Source organism: Salinispora tropica CNB-440 (assembly GCF_000016425.1).
GTDB lineage: Bacteria > Actinomycetota > Actinomycetes > Mycobacteriales > Micromonosporaceae > Micromonospora > Micromonospora tropica.
In genome coordinates, this window is the sequence record NC_009380.1 from 4,670,397 (window position 1) to 4,685,124 (window position 14,728).

At 69.4% G+C, this 14,728-nt stretch carries 14 protein-coding genes; 8 read left to right on the plus strand and 6 right to left on the minus strand.

Translation table 11 applies throughout. The annotated features are described in order from the left end of the window. Window position 1: 1 nt before the first annotated feature. Window positions 2-952 carry a threonine ammonia-lyase gene (locus STROP_RS20690; RefSeq protein WP_012015304.1) on the minus strand — a complete coding sequence of 317 codons (951 nt, stop codon included), beginning with the start codon at window positions 950-952 and terminating at the stop codon, window positions 2-4. A gap of 44 nt (window positions 953-996) precedes the next feature. Between STROP_RS20690 and STROP_RS20695 the strand changes: the two genes are divergently transcribed. Further along, entirely contained in the window at window positions 997-1,197 is a 201-nt protein-coding gene (locus STROP_RS20695) for a hypothetical protein (RefSeq protein WP_018830773.1), read from the plus strand. Between the two features lie 83 nt (window positions 1,198-1,280). On the opposite strand, the gene STROP_RS20700 is transcribed toward STROP_RS20695, so the two are convergent. Continuing rightward, entirely contained in the window at window positions 1,281-2,549 is a 1,269-nt protein-coding gene (locus STROP_RS20700; RefSeq protein WP_026275173.1) for an MFS transporter, read from the minus strand. 182 nt (window positions 2,550-2,731) lie between these two features. Between STROP_RS20700 and STROP_RS20705 the strand changes: the two genes are divergently transcribed. From STROP_RS20705 to STROP_RS20720, 4 genes are all read left to right on the plus strand, one after another. Further along, window positions 2,732-3,415 (plus strand): FadR/GntR family transcriptional regulator, encoded by a 684-nt coding sequence (locus tag STROP_RS20705; RefSeq protein WP_012015306.1) that lies wholly within the window; start codon window positions 2,732-2,734, stop codon window positions 3,413-3,415. Window positions 3,416-3,496: 81 nt separating this feature from the next. Then, the gene (locus STROP_RS20710) at window positions 3,497-3,742 is read left to right on the plus strand and encodes a hypothetical protein (protein ID WP_012015307.1); all 246 of its coding nucleotides are present in this window, start codon (window positions 3,497-3,499) and stop codon (window positions 3,740-3,742) included. Between the two features lie 29 nt (window positions 3,743-3,771). Continuing rightward, window positions 3,772-4,128, plus strand: a complete 357-nt coding sequence (locus STROP_RS20715) for a hypothetical protein (protein ID WP_012015308.1) — start codon at window positions 3,772-3,774, stop codon at window positions 4,126-4,128. A 78-nt stretch (window positions 4,129-4,206) separates the two neighbouring features. Beyond that, on the plus strand, window positions 4,207-4,926 hold the full coding sequence (locus STROP_RS20720; protein WP_012015309.1) for a PP2C family protein-serine/threonine phosphatase: 720 nt from the start codon (window positions 4,207-4,209) through the stop codon (window positions 4,924-4,926). A gap of 47 nt (window positions 4,927-4,973) precedes the next feature. Here STROP_RS20720 and STROP_RS20725 read toward each other — a convergent pair whose 3' ends face one another. Both STROP_RS20725 and STROP_RS20730 read right to left on the minus strand, forming a co-directional pair. After that, entirely contained in the window at window positions 4,974-6,419 is a 1,446-nt protein-coding gene (locus STROP_RS20725; protein ID WP_028680654.1) for an MFS transporter, read from the minus strand. A gap of 174 nt (window positions 6,420-6,593) precedes the next feature. Then, on the minus strand, window positions 6,594-8,072 hold the full coding sequence (locus STROP_RS20730; protein ID WP_012015311.1) for an FAD-binding oxidoreductase: 1,479 nt from the start codon (window positions 8,070-8,072) through the stop codon (window positions 6,594-6,596). A 607-nt stretch (window positions 8,073-8,679) separates the two neighbouring features. Here STROP_RS20730 and STROP_RS20735 point away from each other — a divergent pair. Then, the gene (locus STROP_RS20735) at window positions 8,680-9,213 is read left to right on the plus strand and encodes a YbhB/YbcL family Raf kinase inhibitor-like protein (protein WP_012015312.1); all 534 of its coding nucleotides are present in this window, start codon (window positions 8,680-8,682) and stop codon (window positions 9,211-9,213) included. A gap of 96 nt (window positions 9,214-9,309) precedes the next feature. Here STROP_RS20735 and STROP_RS20740 read toward each other — a convergent pair whose 3' ends face one another. Further along, window positions 9,310-10,023, minus strand: coding sequence for a class I SAM-dependent methyltransferase (locus STROP_RS20740; RefSeq protein WP_012015313.1), 714 nt, complete (start codon window positions 10,021-10,023; stop codon window positions 9,310-9,312). 209 nt (window positions 10,024-10,232) lie between these two features. Between STROP_RS20740 and STROP_RS20745 the strand changes: the two genes are divergently transcribed. Then, the gene (locus tag STROP_RS20745) at window positions 10,233-12,053 is read left to right on the plus strand and encodes a DUF6311 domain-containing protein (protein WP_012015314.1); all 1,821 of its coding nucleotides are present in this window, start codon (window positions 10,233-10,235) and stop codon (window positions 12,051-12,053) included. A 108-nt stretch (window positions 12,054-12,161) separates the two neighbouring features. Here the strand turns inward: STROP_RS20745 and STROP_RS20750 are convergent, their stop codons facing one another. After that, a complete protein-coding gene (locus STROP_RS20750) occupies window positions 12,162-12,941 on the minus strand; it encodes a hypothetical protein (RefSeq protein WP_026275834.1) in 780 nt (259 codons plus the stop codon). A 247-nt stretch (window positions 12,942-13,188) separates the two neighbouring features. On the opposite strand from STROP_RS20750, the gene STROP_RS20755 reads away from it, so the two are divergent. Next, window positions 13,189-14,709 (plus strand): peptide deformylase, encoded by a 1,521-nt coding sequence (locus STROP_RS20755; protein WP_012015316.1) that lies wholly within the window; start codon window positions 13,189-13,191, stop codon window positions 14,707-14,709. Window positions 14,710-14,728: the final 19 nt, after the last annotated feature.

Sequence of the window (14,728 nt, forward strand, 5' to 3'; positions counted from 1 at the left end):
GTCAGGAAGGGTCGGCGAGGGCAGCGGCCAGTACGGCCGGATCCACGTTGCCACCAGTCACCACGGCGGCCGTACGCCCGGCGGGTAGCTCGGCGCGGCGGAACAGCCGGGCGGCGACCGACACCGCGGCGCTCGGCTCCACGACGAGCCGCGCGTCGCGGACCAGCCGGCTCAGCGCCGCCTGGATCTCGTCCTCCGTGACGGTCACGATCCCGTCCAGCCGCTCCAGCAGGTGCGCAAGGGTCAGCTCGGACGGCGGCAGGCGCAGTCCGTCTGCGCAGGTCCGGTAGGTGCGCTCCTCGCCCCACGACACCACCGACCCCGCCGCCAGCGAGTCCCGGGCGTCGGCGGCCCACTCCGGCTCCACGCCGATGACCGCCGCCGCCGGCCGAAGCGCCCGCACCGCGGTCGCGACGCCGGAGGACAACCCGCCCCCGCCAACCGGCACCAGCACCACATCGACATCGGGCAGGTCCGCCACGATCTCCAGACCGATGGTTCCCTGGCCAGCGATGATCCGCCGGTCGTCGAAGGGCGGCACCAACACCGCGCCGGTCTCCGTCGCGAGCTGCTGCGCCGCCGGGCCACGGCGCGGCGGCGGCACCGTCATCACCTCCACGCCGAAGGCCCGAATCCGATCGACCTTGGCCGTCGGCGCCCCCGCGGGGACGACGACCCGGCACGGCACGCCGGCGGCAGTAGCCGCGTGCGCCAACGCCAGGCCGTGGTTGCCCGAGGAGTGGGTGACCACACCACCCGACCGCTGCGCCGCTGTGAGCCGGGCCACCGCGTGGGTCGCCCCGCGCAGCTTGAAGGACCCGACCGGCTGCAGGCTCTCCGCCTTGAGCCACAGGTCCGCATCCCATGGGGCCCGCATCAGCGGGGTACGTAGGACGTGGCCGGTGATGTCGGCGGCCGCGCTCCGGATGTCGTCGATAGACACAAGCTCCATCACCTGATCCTGCCCGGTGGGCCTCCCGCCTAGACTTCCGGGGCGTGAGCAGCGAACGTCCGGTCGCCAGCGGCGGAGCCGACCCGCCGACGGGCAGCCGACCCCGGCGGGACCTTCGCGTGGTCGCCCGGGACCGGCGGGTCTGGGTCATCCTCGGTGTGGTCGCCGCCTCGCTGGCCTGCTGCTGCGCATCGGCCGCCGGCGCTCTGCTCGCTCTCGCCGCCGGCCTCTTCACCGCCGGGTGACCACGAGGGTCGGCACGTCGAGCAGGCCGTCAGCCACAACGCCACCACGGCGTCATCCTGACGCCCGCGTCGCCGACCGGGTGCTACCCCTCGTCCTCGATGTAGCGCGGGCGGGCGATGACCAGACCCGCGCCGGTCTGCACCGCAAGCGCCGAGATCAGAAAACCGACCGGCACGGTCCACCCGCCGGTGGCCCCGTAGAGGACGCCGACGAGCAGCGGTCCCAGCGCCGCGATGAGGTAGCCGGTGCTCTGCGCGAACGCCGACAGCGCCACCGTTCCCTCGGCCGTACGCGCCCGTAGCCCGATGGTCGTGAGGACCAACGGGAAGGCGCCCTGTCCGAGAGCCAGCAGGGCCATCCAGAGCAGCGCGCCGTCGTACGGCGCCAGGGCCAGCCCCAGGTAGGCAAGCATTGACGCGGCGGCCAACGACAGCACCAGCGGTCGCAGCGTCCGCATCCGACCAGCAAGCGTCGGCATCAGGAACGCCACCGGTACGCCCAGCGCGGTGACCCCGGCGAGCAGTAGGCCCGCCGTCGCCGGGGGGAACCCGGCGTCCCGGTACAGCTGCGCCAGCCAGCCCATGATCGCGTACCCGCTGAGGGACTGGGTGCCGAAGTTCACGGCCATGGCCCAGCCGAGCCGGGTGCGCGCCGGACGTACCCGAACGCGGGTGGCGGTCTCGGTCGGGGTTGATTGCCGCGCAACGGAGCGGGCCCGACGGGCCAACGGCACCCATGGGAGTACGGCTACCGCGGCCAGCCCGGCCCAGACGCCGAGCCCGGCCCGCCAGGAACCGAAGGCCTGCGCGGTCGGCACCGCCGTGGCGGCGGCCACCGTCATGCCCGTGGTCATCGCCATCATGTACGCCCCGGTGGCCAGTCCGGTGCGGTGCGGGAAGTACTGCTTGACCAGCAGGGGCAGCAGGATGTTCGCCACCGCGATCCCGGCCAGCGCCAGCGCGCTGGTGAGGACGAAGACCAGCACGGAGTCGGTGGCCACCCGGAGCACCTGGCCAGCGGCGAGCACCGCCATCGCCACCACCAGCACCCGAGCCGGTGCGACCCGACGGACCAGCCACGGGGTGATCGCCCCGAGCCCGGCGAACGCGATCGTCGGCAGCATGGTTACCACGCCGGCCATGGTTCCGGTGAGTCCGAGCCCGGTACGGACCTCGTCCAGCAGCGCACCGAGGCTGGTCACCGCCACCCGCAGGTTCGCACCGACCAGAATGATTCCGACCAGTACGAGCGCGCCCCGGCGCACCGCCCTGCGCTCTCCGGCCAGCGCCGTGGCCACAGCGCCCGGGGAACCCTCCGTGGCCACACTGCCCCGGGAATCTGGACCCTCCATGGTCACGTCATTCGGAACGCTCGCCCCCGCTGGGTCCGGGCCCTGCGGGCGAGGGCGGCCGGCCACCTCCGGAAAGGCGCTCTCTCGGGGTGGGCACGGCCGCCTGGACGTGGTGGATGGTGGCGGGGTCATGCGCTCGAACCTACAATCATGGGATGAATTTTCGGCAGGAGATGTAACCAGTGCCACCCGAGGTCGAGACCACCGCCATCCCACCGCGCGGTCAACGCGTCCAGGAGACGATCGCCCAGCTCCGCGAACGGATCCTCGGCGGTGAGTGGCCGGTGGGCAGCCGAGTCCCGACCGAGCCGCAGCTCGTGGCGGCGCTCGGCGTGGGGCGCAACACCGTTCGCGAGGCGGTCCGCGCCCTGGCGCACGCGGGAGTGCTGGAGATCCGGCAGGGCTCCGGCACATACGTGGTGTCGGTCGACGAGCTGGCCCCGGTCGTGGCCCGCCGACTCACTGACGACCGGATGACCGAGGTGGTCGAGGTGCGGCGCGCCCTCGAGGTGGAGGCCGCCCGGCTGGCCGCACGACGGCGCACCGCCGATGACCTGGCGGCGCTCGCCGACGCGCTCACCGCCCGGGAGGCCGCGTGGCGCAGCGGACGGGTCAACGACTTCGTGACGGCCGACGCCATGCTGCACACCGCCGTCGTCGCGGCGGCACACAACGGCATGCTCGCCGAGTTGCACGCCTCCATCGGCACCGCGATGCGCAGCACGGTCGCCGCAACGTTAGGCGAAAACCTGACACCGGAGCGTTACGTTGACCACTCCCGACTGATCGAGGCCATCCAGGCCGGCGATCCGGGGTGGGCGGCGATCGAAGCAGGTGCCTACCTGGCGCCACCGCCGCCGGCATAAGTCACGCCGAAGCACACCGACTCCCGTGGAGATCCCACGGTCGCCGACGTGTTCGTACGCCTGTTCGATAAAATCCTCGTCATGGAACAGCGAAAGCACTGGTGGAACGGGAAATGGGGGCGCCTGGCCCGACGCGACGTCTTCCTCCGCGTCAACGCCGACCGGTGGCACGTCGAACAGCGCGCCGGCGGTTCGGAGGGGGTATCCCAGTTCTACGAGTACGACAGCGTCGAGGAGGCCGAGGAGACGGTCCGGGCGCTGCTCCACGGCACCGACACGTGGCGTGAGCTGTCTCCCCGCCCTCCGGGTGGCTGGGGCGGTGTTTAGCGCACAGACCGGCCGGGAACGGCGCCAGCATGAACGAGCAACGCGTCCTCTCGCGGGTTACCACCGGGATGCGGGTGGTTGACGTCGCCGGTAGTGAGATCGGCACCGTGGACCTGGTCCAGCGAGACGACCCGAACGCGGTGACGGTGCAGGCGCCGACCACCGACCCAGGCAGCAGCCTGAACGAGCTGATCGAGGCCACCGCGGTGGAGGAGCCGGACGTCCCGGCCGACCTGGCGGCCCGGTTGCGACACTCGGGCTACCTGAAGGTCTCCACCGACCGGGTCCGTACCGGGGCGGTCTACGTGCCCGCCGACCAGATCGCCGCCGTCACCGACGCGGTCCGCCTGGAGGTCCCGCTGGCGGATCTACCCGCCGAGGAGTGACCCATCCGACCCAGACTTTCCCAATCCCGCACATCGGTGTAGAGACGAACGGAGGGTGTTCTTGGCAAGCTTGGTCCCATGACGTTGATCCTCCGTTCGGCCATCCGCAACGACATCGGCCTTGTCCGAAACAACAATGAGGACTCCGCCCTGGCCGGTGAGCGCCTCCTCGCAGTCGCGGACGGCATGGGCGGTCTGCCCGCCGGGGAGGTGGCGAGCGAGATCGTCATCCGAATCCTGGACGAACTGACCCCGCCAAGCACCCCCGCTGAGGCCGCCGACGCGCTCCGCGCCGTGGTCAGCGCCGCAAACCAGCGCATCCACGCCGCCATCGCCGCGGACCCCGCCCGGGAAGGCATGGGGACGACGCTGACCGCGGCCCTGCTCGCCGACGACACGCTGGTGCTGGCCCAGGTCGGCGACTCCCGCTGCTACCTGCTGCGCGATGGGGAGCTGACCCTGATCACCCGGGACGATACGTTCGTGCAGGCGCTGGTAGACCAGGGGGCGATCACTCCCGAACAGGCTCGGCACCATCCCCAGCGGTCGCTGGTGACCCGAGCGGTACAGGGAGCCGGTGCCCCGCCCGCGATCGGGATCCTGACCGTGGCCTCCGGCGACCGGCTGCTGCTGTGCAGCGATGGGCTCTCCGACTACGTCGAGCACGAGGCGATCACCGCCACCCTGACCCAACACGGCGACCGGCAGCTCTGCGGGGAACAGTTGGTCAAGCTCGCCCACCAGGCCGGCGCGCCGGACAACGTCACCGTCGTGGTCTCCGACGTGATCACAGCCTGAGCGGTCAGCGGCGGCACGGGCCGCTCAGCGCGGCGCTGGTGCCCCATTCACCGAGCTGCCCCCTCCTTTCTGGTGAAGATGTCCATCAGGGCGATCAGGAGTGCGACGAGGACGCACGCCACGATGATCAACAAGGTGGTCCGGAAGGCCGCCAACCAGTTACCGCCGGTACGGTCCAACGTTGCGAACAGTGCGGTGCTGACGCCGACCGTTCCGGCCGAGATTCCAAGCCGGTGCCCGGTCTGCAACATCCCGGCAGCGCTGCCGGCCCGCGTACTGGATACCTGTGACATGGTCACGGCCTGGTTCGGGATGTTGGTCAGTCCGCTGCCCATGCCGCTGAGGACGAAGCCCGCGCCGAGACCGGCAAGCAGCAGTGGCAGGGCCGCCGAGTGCGGGCTGCCGAAGGTCGGCAGGAAGAGGTCACCAACCATGACCGCCGCCAGTCCGACCAAGGACGTCAGCAGTCCGACGGCTACTATTCGGCGACCTGCCCGCCAGGCCAGCCGACCCCCGACGACCGCCCCCGCCGCGGTGCCCCCGGCAATCGGCACCATCACGAGACCGGTGGTGAGCGGGCTGTGGCCCACCCCATCCTGCAGATACAGCGCGAATACGTAGTACAGCGCGTCATAGGCGCCGAACAACACCGCGATGACCGCGCCCAGACCGTACGACCGGACCCGCAGCAGGCTCAGGTCAACCAGCGGCGACCCCCGTTTCACCTGACGCCGCTCCCAGAACACGAAGCCGGCGAGAACGACCACGCCGACCGGCGCCAGCACCCCCAGAACAGGGCCCCATGCCGCCTCCTGCACCATCGGGATCCAGAGCGCCACCATCCCGACGACGAACAAGACGATGCCCACCGGGTCCGTCCGTCGCCACCAGAAACGATCCGGGGGTGTCGTCGACGCGGGTATCAGGAGAAACCCCAGGGCAGCTGCCAGGAAAGCGATCGAGGCGCTCACGACGAAGACCAGCCGCCAGCCGTTCTCCGGGCTGACGTCGACCAGCGCCCCGCCCAGGACCGGTCCGGCTCCGAGGGCGACGGCGAACGCCACCCCGAGCAGACCGTATGGACGGCCCCGCTCCTCCTTGTTGAACAACTGCTGGAAAAGCCCAAGGACCTGAGGGCTGACCACCCCGAGGGCACCGCCCTGCACCAACACGGAGAGCACCAGCCAGACCGGCGTCTGCGCAAGGGCGGCGGACATGGCCGCCAGCCCGTTGAGCACCAGGCTGGAGACGAAGACGACGCGCCGTCGCCACACGTCACCGAGCCGACCGCCGGGTACCAACATCAGGGCGTACGCCAGCGCGTAGCCGGCAACCATCCACTGCTGGCCGTCCTCGCCGAGGCCCAGGGTCGACGTGATCTGAGGTACCGCGATGGCCAACATCGCGGTGGTGGCCGTCCCGAGGAATACGACCACCTGGCAGACCGCGGCTACCAGCCACCGCCGGGCCCGTCCGCGCGACCCCGCGCCCACCGGCGCCGGCTCGGAACGGGGCTCGCGGGCCGTCAAGGCGACATCCCGGCACGCTCACGACTGGCCGCGCGCCCCCCTTGCCCACCCACGCGACGTCCACCCCGCGTGCGTGAGCCTCCCGTGAATTGATCTTGCCATTCCAGGATCAACTCACGGGAGCGCGGCTCCACCCCGTCAGTACGGCCGGATACTCTGCTCGTACTGGAAAAACTCATACGGGTCGTACTTGGTCTTGATTTCACGCAGCCGGGCGTAGTTGTCGCCGTAATACGCGGTGGCCCAGTCGCCGATACTGCTGTCCGGGACGTTGACATAGGAGCCTTTGACGTAGGGCAGAAGAGCCTGACGGAACTGCTCCGTCCAGGACAGGACCGTCTTCTGTTCCTCGTCGTTCTCCCAGTTTCCGCTCCACTCCATGTAGTACTTCGGGCTCCGGTGAAAGAATGCGGTGGCGTCGGTCGCTATCCGGTCCACCGCACCGCCCCAGTTCAAGCACCAGACCTCGCCACCGAGGTCGGGTAGTTCGGCCAGAAACCGAACGACCGTGTCGATCCCCCGCTTCGGGAGCAGGTCATACACCCAGGACGAGGGGATATGGGTCTTCCGTGGCGGGTCCGTGGTTCCGGCGAGCTGGTTCCAGGCGTCCAGGTAGGACGTCGTATCCATGACGACCTGCGGGTTACCGACGCTCACCAGCGGCCGAAGTATCTCTCGCAGCTGATACTCCGAGCCACGATAGATACCGTTGCAGTAAATGTGGCCGTCCGCCCGGGTCTTCGGGTTGAAAACCGACCCGAATCCATCATCCGCGAAAGGCGCAATTCCCTGCCATATCCGGAACAGCTCCCCGACGTACCGCCAATCATCCCAGGTGATCTGATACACCACGACGTCCGACACCCGATGGATACGGTACGTGTAGCTGGTCGCGATGCCGAAGTTGCCGCCACCGCCGCCGCGCGAGGCCCACAGCAGATCAGCGTGCTGCGTTTCGTCCGCGCGGACGAGGCGGGCGCCCTGTTCTCCCTCGGGAACGACAATATCGAGACTCATCAGACTGTCGCTGGTCACCCCAAGACTCCGGCTGAGCTGGCCGATCCCGCCACCCAACGTGACCCCCGCCACACCGACGCCGACCTCGGCTCCGGTGGGAATGGCGAAGCCCTGCTCCCCCAACACCTCGACGACCTGGTCCTGGGTTGCTCCGGTCTGCACTGTCGCCTGACGCGCGTGCGTGTCCATCTCAACGTCCTGCATGTCACTGACGTCGATAATGACGCCGCCATCCACCGCCGACCATCCCTCCAGGGCGTGCCGACCACCTCGAGCGCGGAAAGCCACATCGTGTCGACGACACCAGGTGATCGCATTGATCACGTCCTGGGCGTCCTGGCAGAAGACGATGACCAGGGGGTACGGGTTGAACTGCCGATTCCACCCGAGCCGCGCGTCGTCGTAGTCGGTATCGTCGGGGAACACCAACCGCCCGGTCAGCCTTCCCGGGTCCGGATGCGGACTTCGCTCCAGCGTCGGTTCGCGTAGGGCAGCACCGTTACCGTAGGCCGCCAGAGCGGAGGGCGAGATGGCGGCAGCGCCGGCGACTCCCGCACCTACCGCCAGAACCCGTAGGACATTTCGTCGAGTGGCTTCCATTTCTTCTCCTTCAGCACCGGAACAACGATCTGGGATCGCCCGGCCCGCGAATACGACTATTCGTGGTAACAATTCCGACCCGCCGTAGACGACCTGGCACCACCGGCCGCACCACACACGCCACCAGTCGATTTGGATGACACAATGCCGCCGACACACCCCACGTCACTCGAGGAGTGTTTCAGTCCCGCAACACCGGCTCGTCTGTTTTGACCGTATCAGTCCGGTCTGCGACTCGAAGGCGCTTGGCCGGATCGCTAATAGCTACTGCGTGATACGCCCGAGGCTGATGTGAATTCAGTCAGCTTATGGGAAATGACCGCAGGGTCTGACCGGATCGGACGTGGTGCAGGATCCCGAGCAGTGGATGCACCGGACGCAGCTACGTGCGGGGCTCGGACGTGGGGCCGCGCTCGAGTGCGAGCGCGGCGGAGGCACCGAGTTGGGTCGGCCGGGTTCCGGGTTCACGGGCAGCGAGTTCACCCCGTGGTGTCGAAGGTCGGCAGGAACGTGCCGGCTCGCCCTCGTCGACACGGTTCGCCACAACGGTTCGACGAGGTATGAAGGTGCACAGGCGACAATCCGCACACCGGAAGGACCTGGCTCGATGACCCTGGAACGACCGATCGCCCCGGACCCGTACGAACTCCTGCCGACGGTGCCATCGTTCACGCTCACCAGTGACGACGTACGCAACGGCGAGCCGATGGACGCGACGTATGCCCATCCGAGCGTCGGCGGCGACGACCTCTCCCCACACCTGGCCTGGTCAGGCTTCCCCGCCGAGACCAAGGGTTTCGTCGTGACCTGCTTCGACCCGGACGCGCCGACCGGCAGTGGCTTCTGGCACTGGGTACTGGTCAACCTGCCGACGAGTGTGACGGAGCTGCCGCGGGGAGCGAGTAGCGACGGCCTGGGCGGCGCCTTCACGGTCCGCAATGACTACAGTCAGCGGGGCTACGGGGGCGCCGCCCCGCCACCCGGCGATCACCCACACCGATACCTCTTCGCGGTGCACGCACTGGACGTGGAGCGCCTCGACGTCACCCCCGACGCCTCGCCGGCGTACGTGGGCTTCAACCTCGCCTTCCACACCCTGGCCCGCGCGGTGATCCGGCCGACCCATCAGGTCACGCAGTAGCCGTCCCATGCTTCCATCCGCGTCCGGCCTGGTAACGCCCGCGGGCATTGCGAAGGCGACCAGCGCCGGATCGCGGGGAGGCGGGTGACCGTCGGGTCAGGAGGGGGTACGGGCCACCGCGAAGACGGACTGGCCGAACGGGGGACGGACCAGCTGCTCGACGGCCTTGGTCAGCGGGAGCACCAGGGTGTCGTACACCTTGACCATCGGGCCCTCCTTCGGCATCAGCCGGAAGACCTTGGTGGCCATGAAGTAACCGATCAGCCCCAGCGCATTCGCGTAGTGGATCTTCTCGACGGTCAGCCCGGCTTCGGTCATCGCGGCGGCCAGCGTCTTCGTCGTGTACCGCCGAACATGGCCGGTGGCGATGTCGGCGGGGCTCATCGCGAACTCGAACGCCGGCACGATGATGATCACCGGGCTGCCCGGCCGGACCAGGTCGCGCATGCCGCGCAGAGCCCCGACGTGGTCCTCAATGTGCTCCAGGACGTTGTACGAGACGACGGCACTGTAGTCACCGCCGTCGGTGTGCGGCAGCAGCATCTCGCGCACCTCGATGCCCGGCTGCTCGGCGGCGAGCCGTTCCTTCAGCGCGACGAGTCGCTCCGGGTCGGCCTCCGTGGCGGTGAAGCGGGGTAGCCGCTCGGCCCACTCCAGCGCGTAGTCACCGAGGCCGCTGCCGACCTCGATCGGGTTTTCACCGAGGTACGGCAGGGCCAGCTCAACGAACCAGCGGCGGTGGTTCACGGCGGTCGCGAGGCCTTCCAGCACCTCGGACTGGACACGCTGATTACCGGTTATTTCTGCCATACGTCGATTCCTCACGGTGTAGCTTGGCTTGCCCCGCCTGAACCGACAGAGTGAACCATCCACATAGAAGGCTGAACAAATCGGGGCATCGGGGTGACCGAAATACGATCGGAGTGGGTACATGATCGGCGGCCGGGAGCCGGCACATGCTAGCAATCGCCCAAAACCTAGCACGGTGCGGCCATCGCCTGACTACGCTCTGAATTGGTATGACTACCGCCGATTCGAGCCACGCAGCCGACGCCTCCGAGGAGGGAGCGCCGGCCCCCCGGCCTGACCAGCCCAACCGGCCCAGCACGCGGTGGCGGGTCGACCTGTTGGCAGTACTGAGCTTCGTCCTGCTCGCGCTCTGGGTGACCATCCGGCTCTGGCTGGACCCAGCCGACGGGCTCCGGGACAACCGCACCGATCAGTCCCAGTTCGAGTGGATGATGGCGCACGGTTCACGAGTGGTGACCGATTTCGCCTACCCGTTCACCTCGGATCGAATGAATGTGCCGGAAGCCGTCAATTTGATGGCTAATACGTCCGTACTATCCGTATCTATACCAATGACGCCGGTCACCCTCCTGGCCGGCCCCCGGATGTCCTTCCTGCTCTTCCTCACCCTGGGAATGGCGGCCACCGCGACATCGTGGTATTTCCTGCTCTCCCGGGTGGTGGTCCGCTCCCCCGGCCCGGCCTGGCTCGGTGCCACGTTCTGTGGGTTCGCGCCCGCGATGGTCTCGCACGCCAACGCCCACCCCAACATCGTCTCCCAGTTCGTCGTACCTCTGATCATCTGGCGCACTCTGCGCCTCGGCGAGCCGGGCCGCTGGCTGCGCAACGGGATACTGCTCGCCCTGGTCATCGTCTGGCAGGCCTTCCTCAACCTGGAAATCCTGCTGATGACCGCGATCGGCCTCGGCGTGGTCATGGTCGCACTCGCCCTCGGCCGGCCCGAGCTGCGCCGGCGGACACGCCCTTTCCTCGCCGGGTTGGGCGTCGCCGCCGCAGTCGCGCTCCTCCTGCTGGCGTACCCGCTCTACGTGCAGTTCTTCGGCCCCGGCGCCTACCGAGGACTCTCCCCCCTCATCCGCGGTTACTCCACCGACCTCGCCTCGTACGTGGCGTACTCCCGGGAGTCGCTGGCCGGTGACGAACCCGGCGCGCGCGGGCTGACACAGAACCCCACCGAGGAGAACGCGTTCTTCGGCTGGCCCCTGTTGGTGCTCGTCGCCGCGCTCGTCTGGTGGCTGCGCCGCGACGTCGTCGTCCGGGCCCTGGCCCTGCTCGCGGTGCTCTTCGCGGTGCTCTCGCTCGGCCGGGAAATCCTGTTCAATGGCGAGCTCACCGGCATCCCGGCTCCCTGGGCCGCGCTGGAGAACCTGCCGATCCTGCACTCGGTGGTACCCACCCGATGGGCGCTGGCCATCACCCCGCTGTTCGGGCTCCTGCTCGCGTACGGAGCGCAGCGCGCCCAGACCCTCGCCAACCGGAATCCCTCCGCCCGGCCGCAGGTCCGCTTCGCCACCATCACCGTACTGGCGATGGCGCTTCTGCCGCTCCTGCCGACCCCGCTGCCGGCGGTCCGGTTGGAGCCCACCCCCACCTTCGTCACCTCCGGCGCGTGGCGGCCGTATGTCACCGATGGGCGCAGCATCGTCACCCTGCCGCTACCGGACACCCACTACGCCGACCCGCTGCGGTGGTCTGCCGAGACGGGGCTGGACATGCCGATCGCCCGCGGGTACTTCCTCGGCCCGGACACCCGTCCCGACCGGCACCGGGTCGCCCTGTTCACCGCACCGGCCCGCCCGACCAACGAATTCTTCGACGAGATCCGGCGCACCGGCGAGGTGCCACCGATCAGCCAGCAGGAGCAGACGGCCGCCGAGGAGGACCTGCGGTACTGGCGGGCCGGCGCGGTCATCCTCGGTCCGCACGAGCACGCCGACGCGCTACGCCGCGGCATGACCGAACTGATCGGGACAGAGCCGACCTACACCGAGGGCGTCTGGCTCTGGGACGTGCGAGACCTCACCGCCTGACCGCCTCGACGGACCGCGGCCCGGGCCAGCGGAGCAGGGCGGGCCCTCAGCGCCGTTGGCGCCGCCGACCTCGGGCCAACACCCGGCGGCGCTCCGGCACCGGCAGGGTCAGGACCGGCGGAGGCAGCAGCCCACGCACGTCTTCGGGCGAGGAAGGGTGAACGCGAGGCAGCAGGTGTTCCGCTGCACCGTCGGCTCGCCGGCCGGACCCGGCACCAACTCGACCAGGTCCCGCAGGTCGAGTGCCTGGAGCAACGTGTCGATCGTGGCGACGGAGGAGCCCGGCAGGCCGTCGGCGGCGAGCAGGATGGCATGGGCGATTCCAGCGGCCACCGAGCCCGACAGCGTTCTGGTACCGATCCGCACTTCCGCCTGGATCGCCGCGATCACCGGGGCGAGGTGAGCGTCGAGCAGCGTCGCCCGGAGAGCCGCCAGCAACTCCACCTCGCCGGCCACCACCTGCACCCCGGGCCGGCCGGCCCGCGCCAGCGGATCGCCGGGCAGGACCGCAACCGCGGTCGACCGGCGCAGGCCCAGAGTGAACAGCGACCGGTGATCCGCAAAGTGGATCAGAACATCGGCGGGGACGAGTAGGGGAACCCGCCGGGCCGACGCCCAGCCCAGTACCGCCGGCAGAGCCGCCCAGTAGCTGTAGGACTTCCACGCCAACGCCGCACCGGCGTGCGGGGTGCCACCCCACTGGTCCCTGGCCGCGGCCAGGAGCTCGGGCAGCTGCGTCCCGTCCACCAACCCGGTGGCAGGCGACCAGCCAGCCTCGTCGGCGACCAGCAGGCCGCGGGCCAGGCCCGGCACGTCGTCGGTGCCGAACAGCTGGCGAAGCGCCGTGATGACCGGAGCCAACGGGGCGGTAGCTGCCGTACCGGGCAGAACTGTTGTCACCCGACGCTCCCCCCGTCTGCCGTCACCCAGACTAAGCCAAGGCTAGCCTAACTTTCGCCCTCGACAGCTCGGCCCATCCACACCTCGACGTACTACCCATGAGCCAGCCCGGAAAACGGCACCGCACTATCGACTCTCGTCGCTGGAGCGTCAAGACTCATGTCGACAAGGTGGCACTTCTATACCCGACCAGTGACAGAACGTGAAACCTATAGTCCCGGCCACGAGGAAGCTGATGACGACATCACCGCTCGATCGGGCAGCCGACACCTTCGCCGTCGAACTCGCCCGCCACCGGATCGAGCGAGGGCTGTCCAAAAAACAGCTGGCCGCGCTGATGGGCTTCGATCCCTCGTACGTGAGCCACGTGGAGGGGCGCCGGCACCGGCCCACCGAAGACTTCGCCCGCCGGGCAGAGGCTGTACTGGAGGCCAGCGGAGCGATCTGGCAACGCTTCTGCGAGTACGACGAACTCCGACACACCCGCGGCGACCGAGCGCCGCACCGCGAGCCACCCGGCCCCGGGCAACGGCTGCCCCCCGGCACCGGCCTGATCGTCGAACGGGAACACGCCCACCTCACGTACCGGGATGAGACGTACCACTGCGTCATCCGTCGGGAGCTGCACAACGCCGGGACCGAGCCGATCACCCGTTACCTCGTACGCGTCGCCGTCGACCGCTACCCGGGCGATCCCGGCCGCTCCAACCGACACCACCGAGCACACCCGTTGACCTTCGCCGAGTTGCAGCTTCGCGCACACCGGCTGGACGGGCAGGAGCACGAGGCGATGCACTGGCGAACCAAACACGACCGGGACGCCTTCAAGGAGATCTGGCTGCTCTTCGAGAACACCGACCGGCGTTTCCCGCTCTACCCGGGCGACCGCGCCACCATCGAGTACGCGTACCAGGTCGGGGCGGACAAGTGGGGCCCCTGGTTCCAGCGAGCCGTCCGGGTGCCCACCCGGCACCTCGCCGTCCGGCTCGACCTGCCCACCGCACTCGACCCACAGGTCTGGGGTGCCCAGACCCTGCTCTCCGCGGAGGAGGGGCCGCTGCGTACCCCGGTGGCCCGCCGGGAGGAGGGCGACCGAACAATCTTCGACTGGGCGGCGAACGAGCCGCCGCTGAGCGGCCGCTACCGGATGCAGTGGCGATTCCGATCCCGCCCCGAAGGGGAGCCGACCGAGCCCGGCTGGCTGCGACCGAGCGACCGGATGCGGAGCCTCGGCATCCTCCAGCACGACGCCGACCTGCTCCGCCAGCCCACCCGCCCGTTCGACCTACCCCGCGAAGAGGAGGTCGCCCAGCAGGCGGTGGACCGGCTGACCGCGGCCCTGGTCCGCCTCGACGAGCTACACCCGTTCAGCAAGGGGGTCGGCGTCGCCGCTCCCCAACTCGGCATCGGCCGCGCCGCCGCCGTCGTCCGCCCCCCAGACCGCGGCGGCGAACCCGTCGTCCTGCTCAACCCGCGGGTGGTCGACGCCGCGCCCGACAGCGACGAACAGTACGAGGGGTGTCTCTCCTTCTTCGATCAGCGAGGTCTCGTTCCCCGCCCGCTACGAATCGACGTCGAGCACACCCATCTGGACGGCAGTCGCGTCATCACCTCGTACGAGTACGCCATGGCGCGCCTCGTGGCCCACGAGATCGACCACCTCGAGGGGCGCCTCTACGTCGATCGGATGGCCCCCGGCGTACCCCTGGTGCCGGTCGAGGAGTACCGGCACACCGGGCAGCCCTGGCGCTACTGAGAGCATCGGTACGGCCACG

Coding starts and splice junctions, on each gene's coding strand:
- STROP_RS20690 (WP_012015304.1), bottom strand. CDS start 952: ATGGAGCTTGTGTCTATCGACGACATCCGGAGCGCGGCCGCCGACATC.
- STROP_RS20700 (WP_026275173.1), bottom strand. CDS start 2,549: ATGGAGGGTCCAGATTCCCGGGGCAGTGTGGCCACGGAGGGTTCCCCG.
- STROP_RS20710 (WP_012015307.1), top strand. CDS start 3,497: ATGGAACAGCGAAAGCACTGGTGGAACGGGAAATGGGGGCGCCTGGCC.
- STROP_RS20715 (WP_012015308.1), top strand. CDS start 3,772: ATGAACGAGCAACGCGTCCTCTCGCGGGTTACCACCGGGATGCGGGTG.
- STROP_RS20720 (WP_012015309.1), top strand. CDS start 4,207: ATGACGTTGATCCTCCGTTCGGCCATCCGCAACGACATCGGCCTTGTC.
- STROP_RS20730 (WP_012015311.1), bottom strand. CDS start 8,072: ATGGAAGCCACTCGACGAAATGTCCTACGGGTTCTGGCGGTAGGTGCG.
- STROP_RS20735 (WP_012015312.1), top strand. CDS start 8,680: ATGACCCTGGAACGACCGATCGCCCCGGACCCGTACGAACTCCTGCCG.
- STROP_RS20740 (WP_012015313.1), bottom strand. CDS start 10,023: ATGGCAGAAATAACCGGTAATCAGCGTGTCCAGTCCGAGGTGCTGGAA.
- STROP_RS20745 (WP_012015314.1), top strand. CDS start 10,233: ATGACTACCGCCGATTCGAGCCACGCAGCCGACGCCTCCGAGGAGGGA.
- STROP_RS20755 (WP_012015316.1), top strand. CDS start 13,189: ATGACGACATCACCGCTCGATCGGGCAGCCGACACCTTCGCCGTCGAA.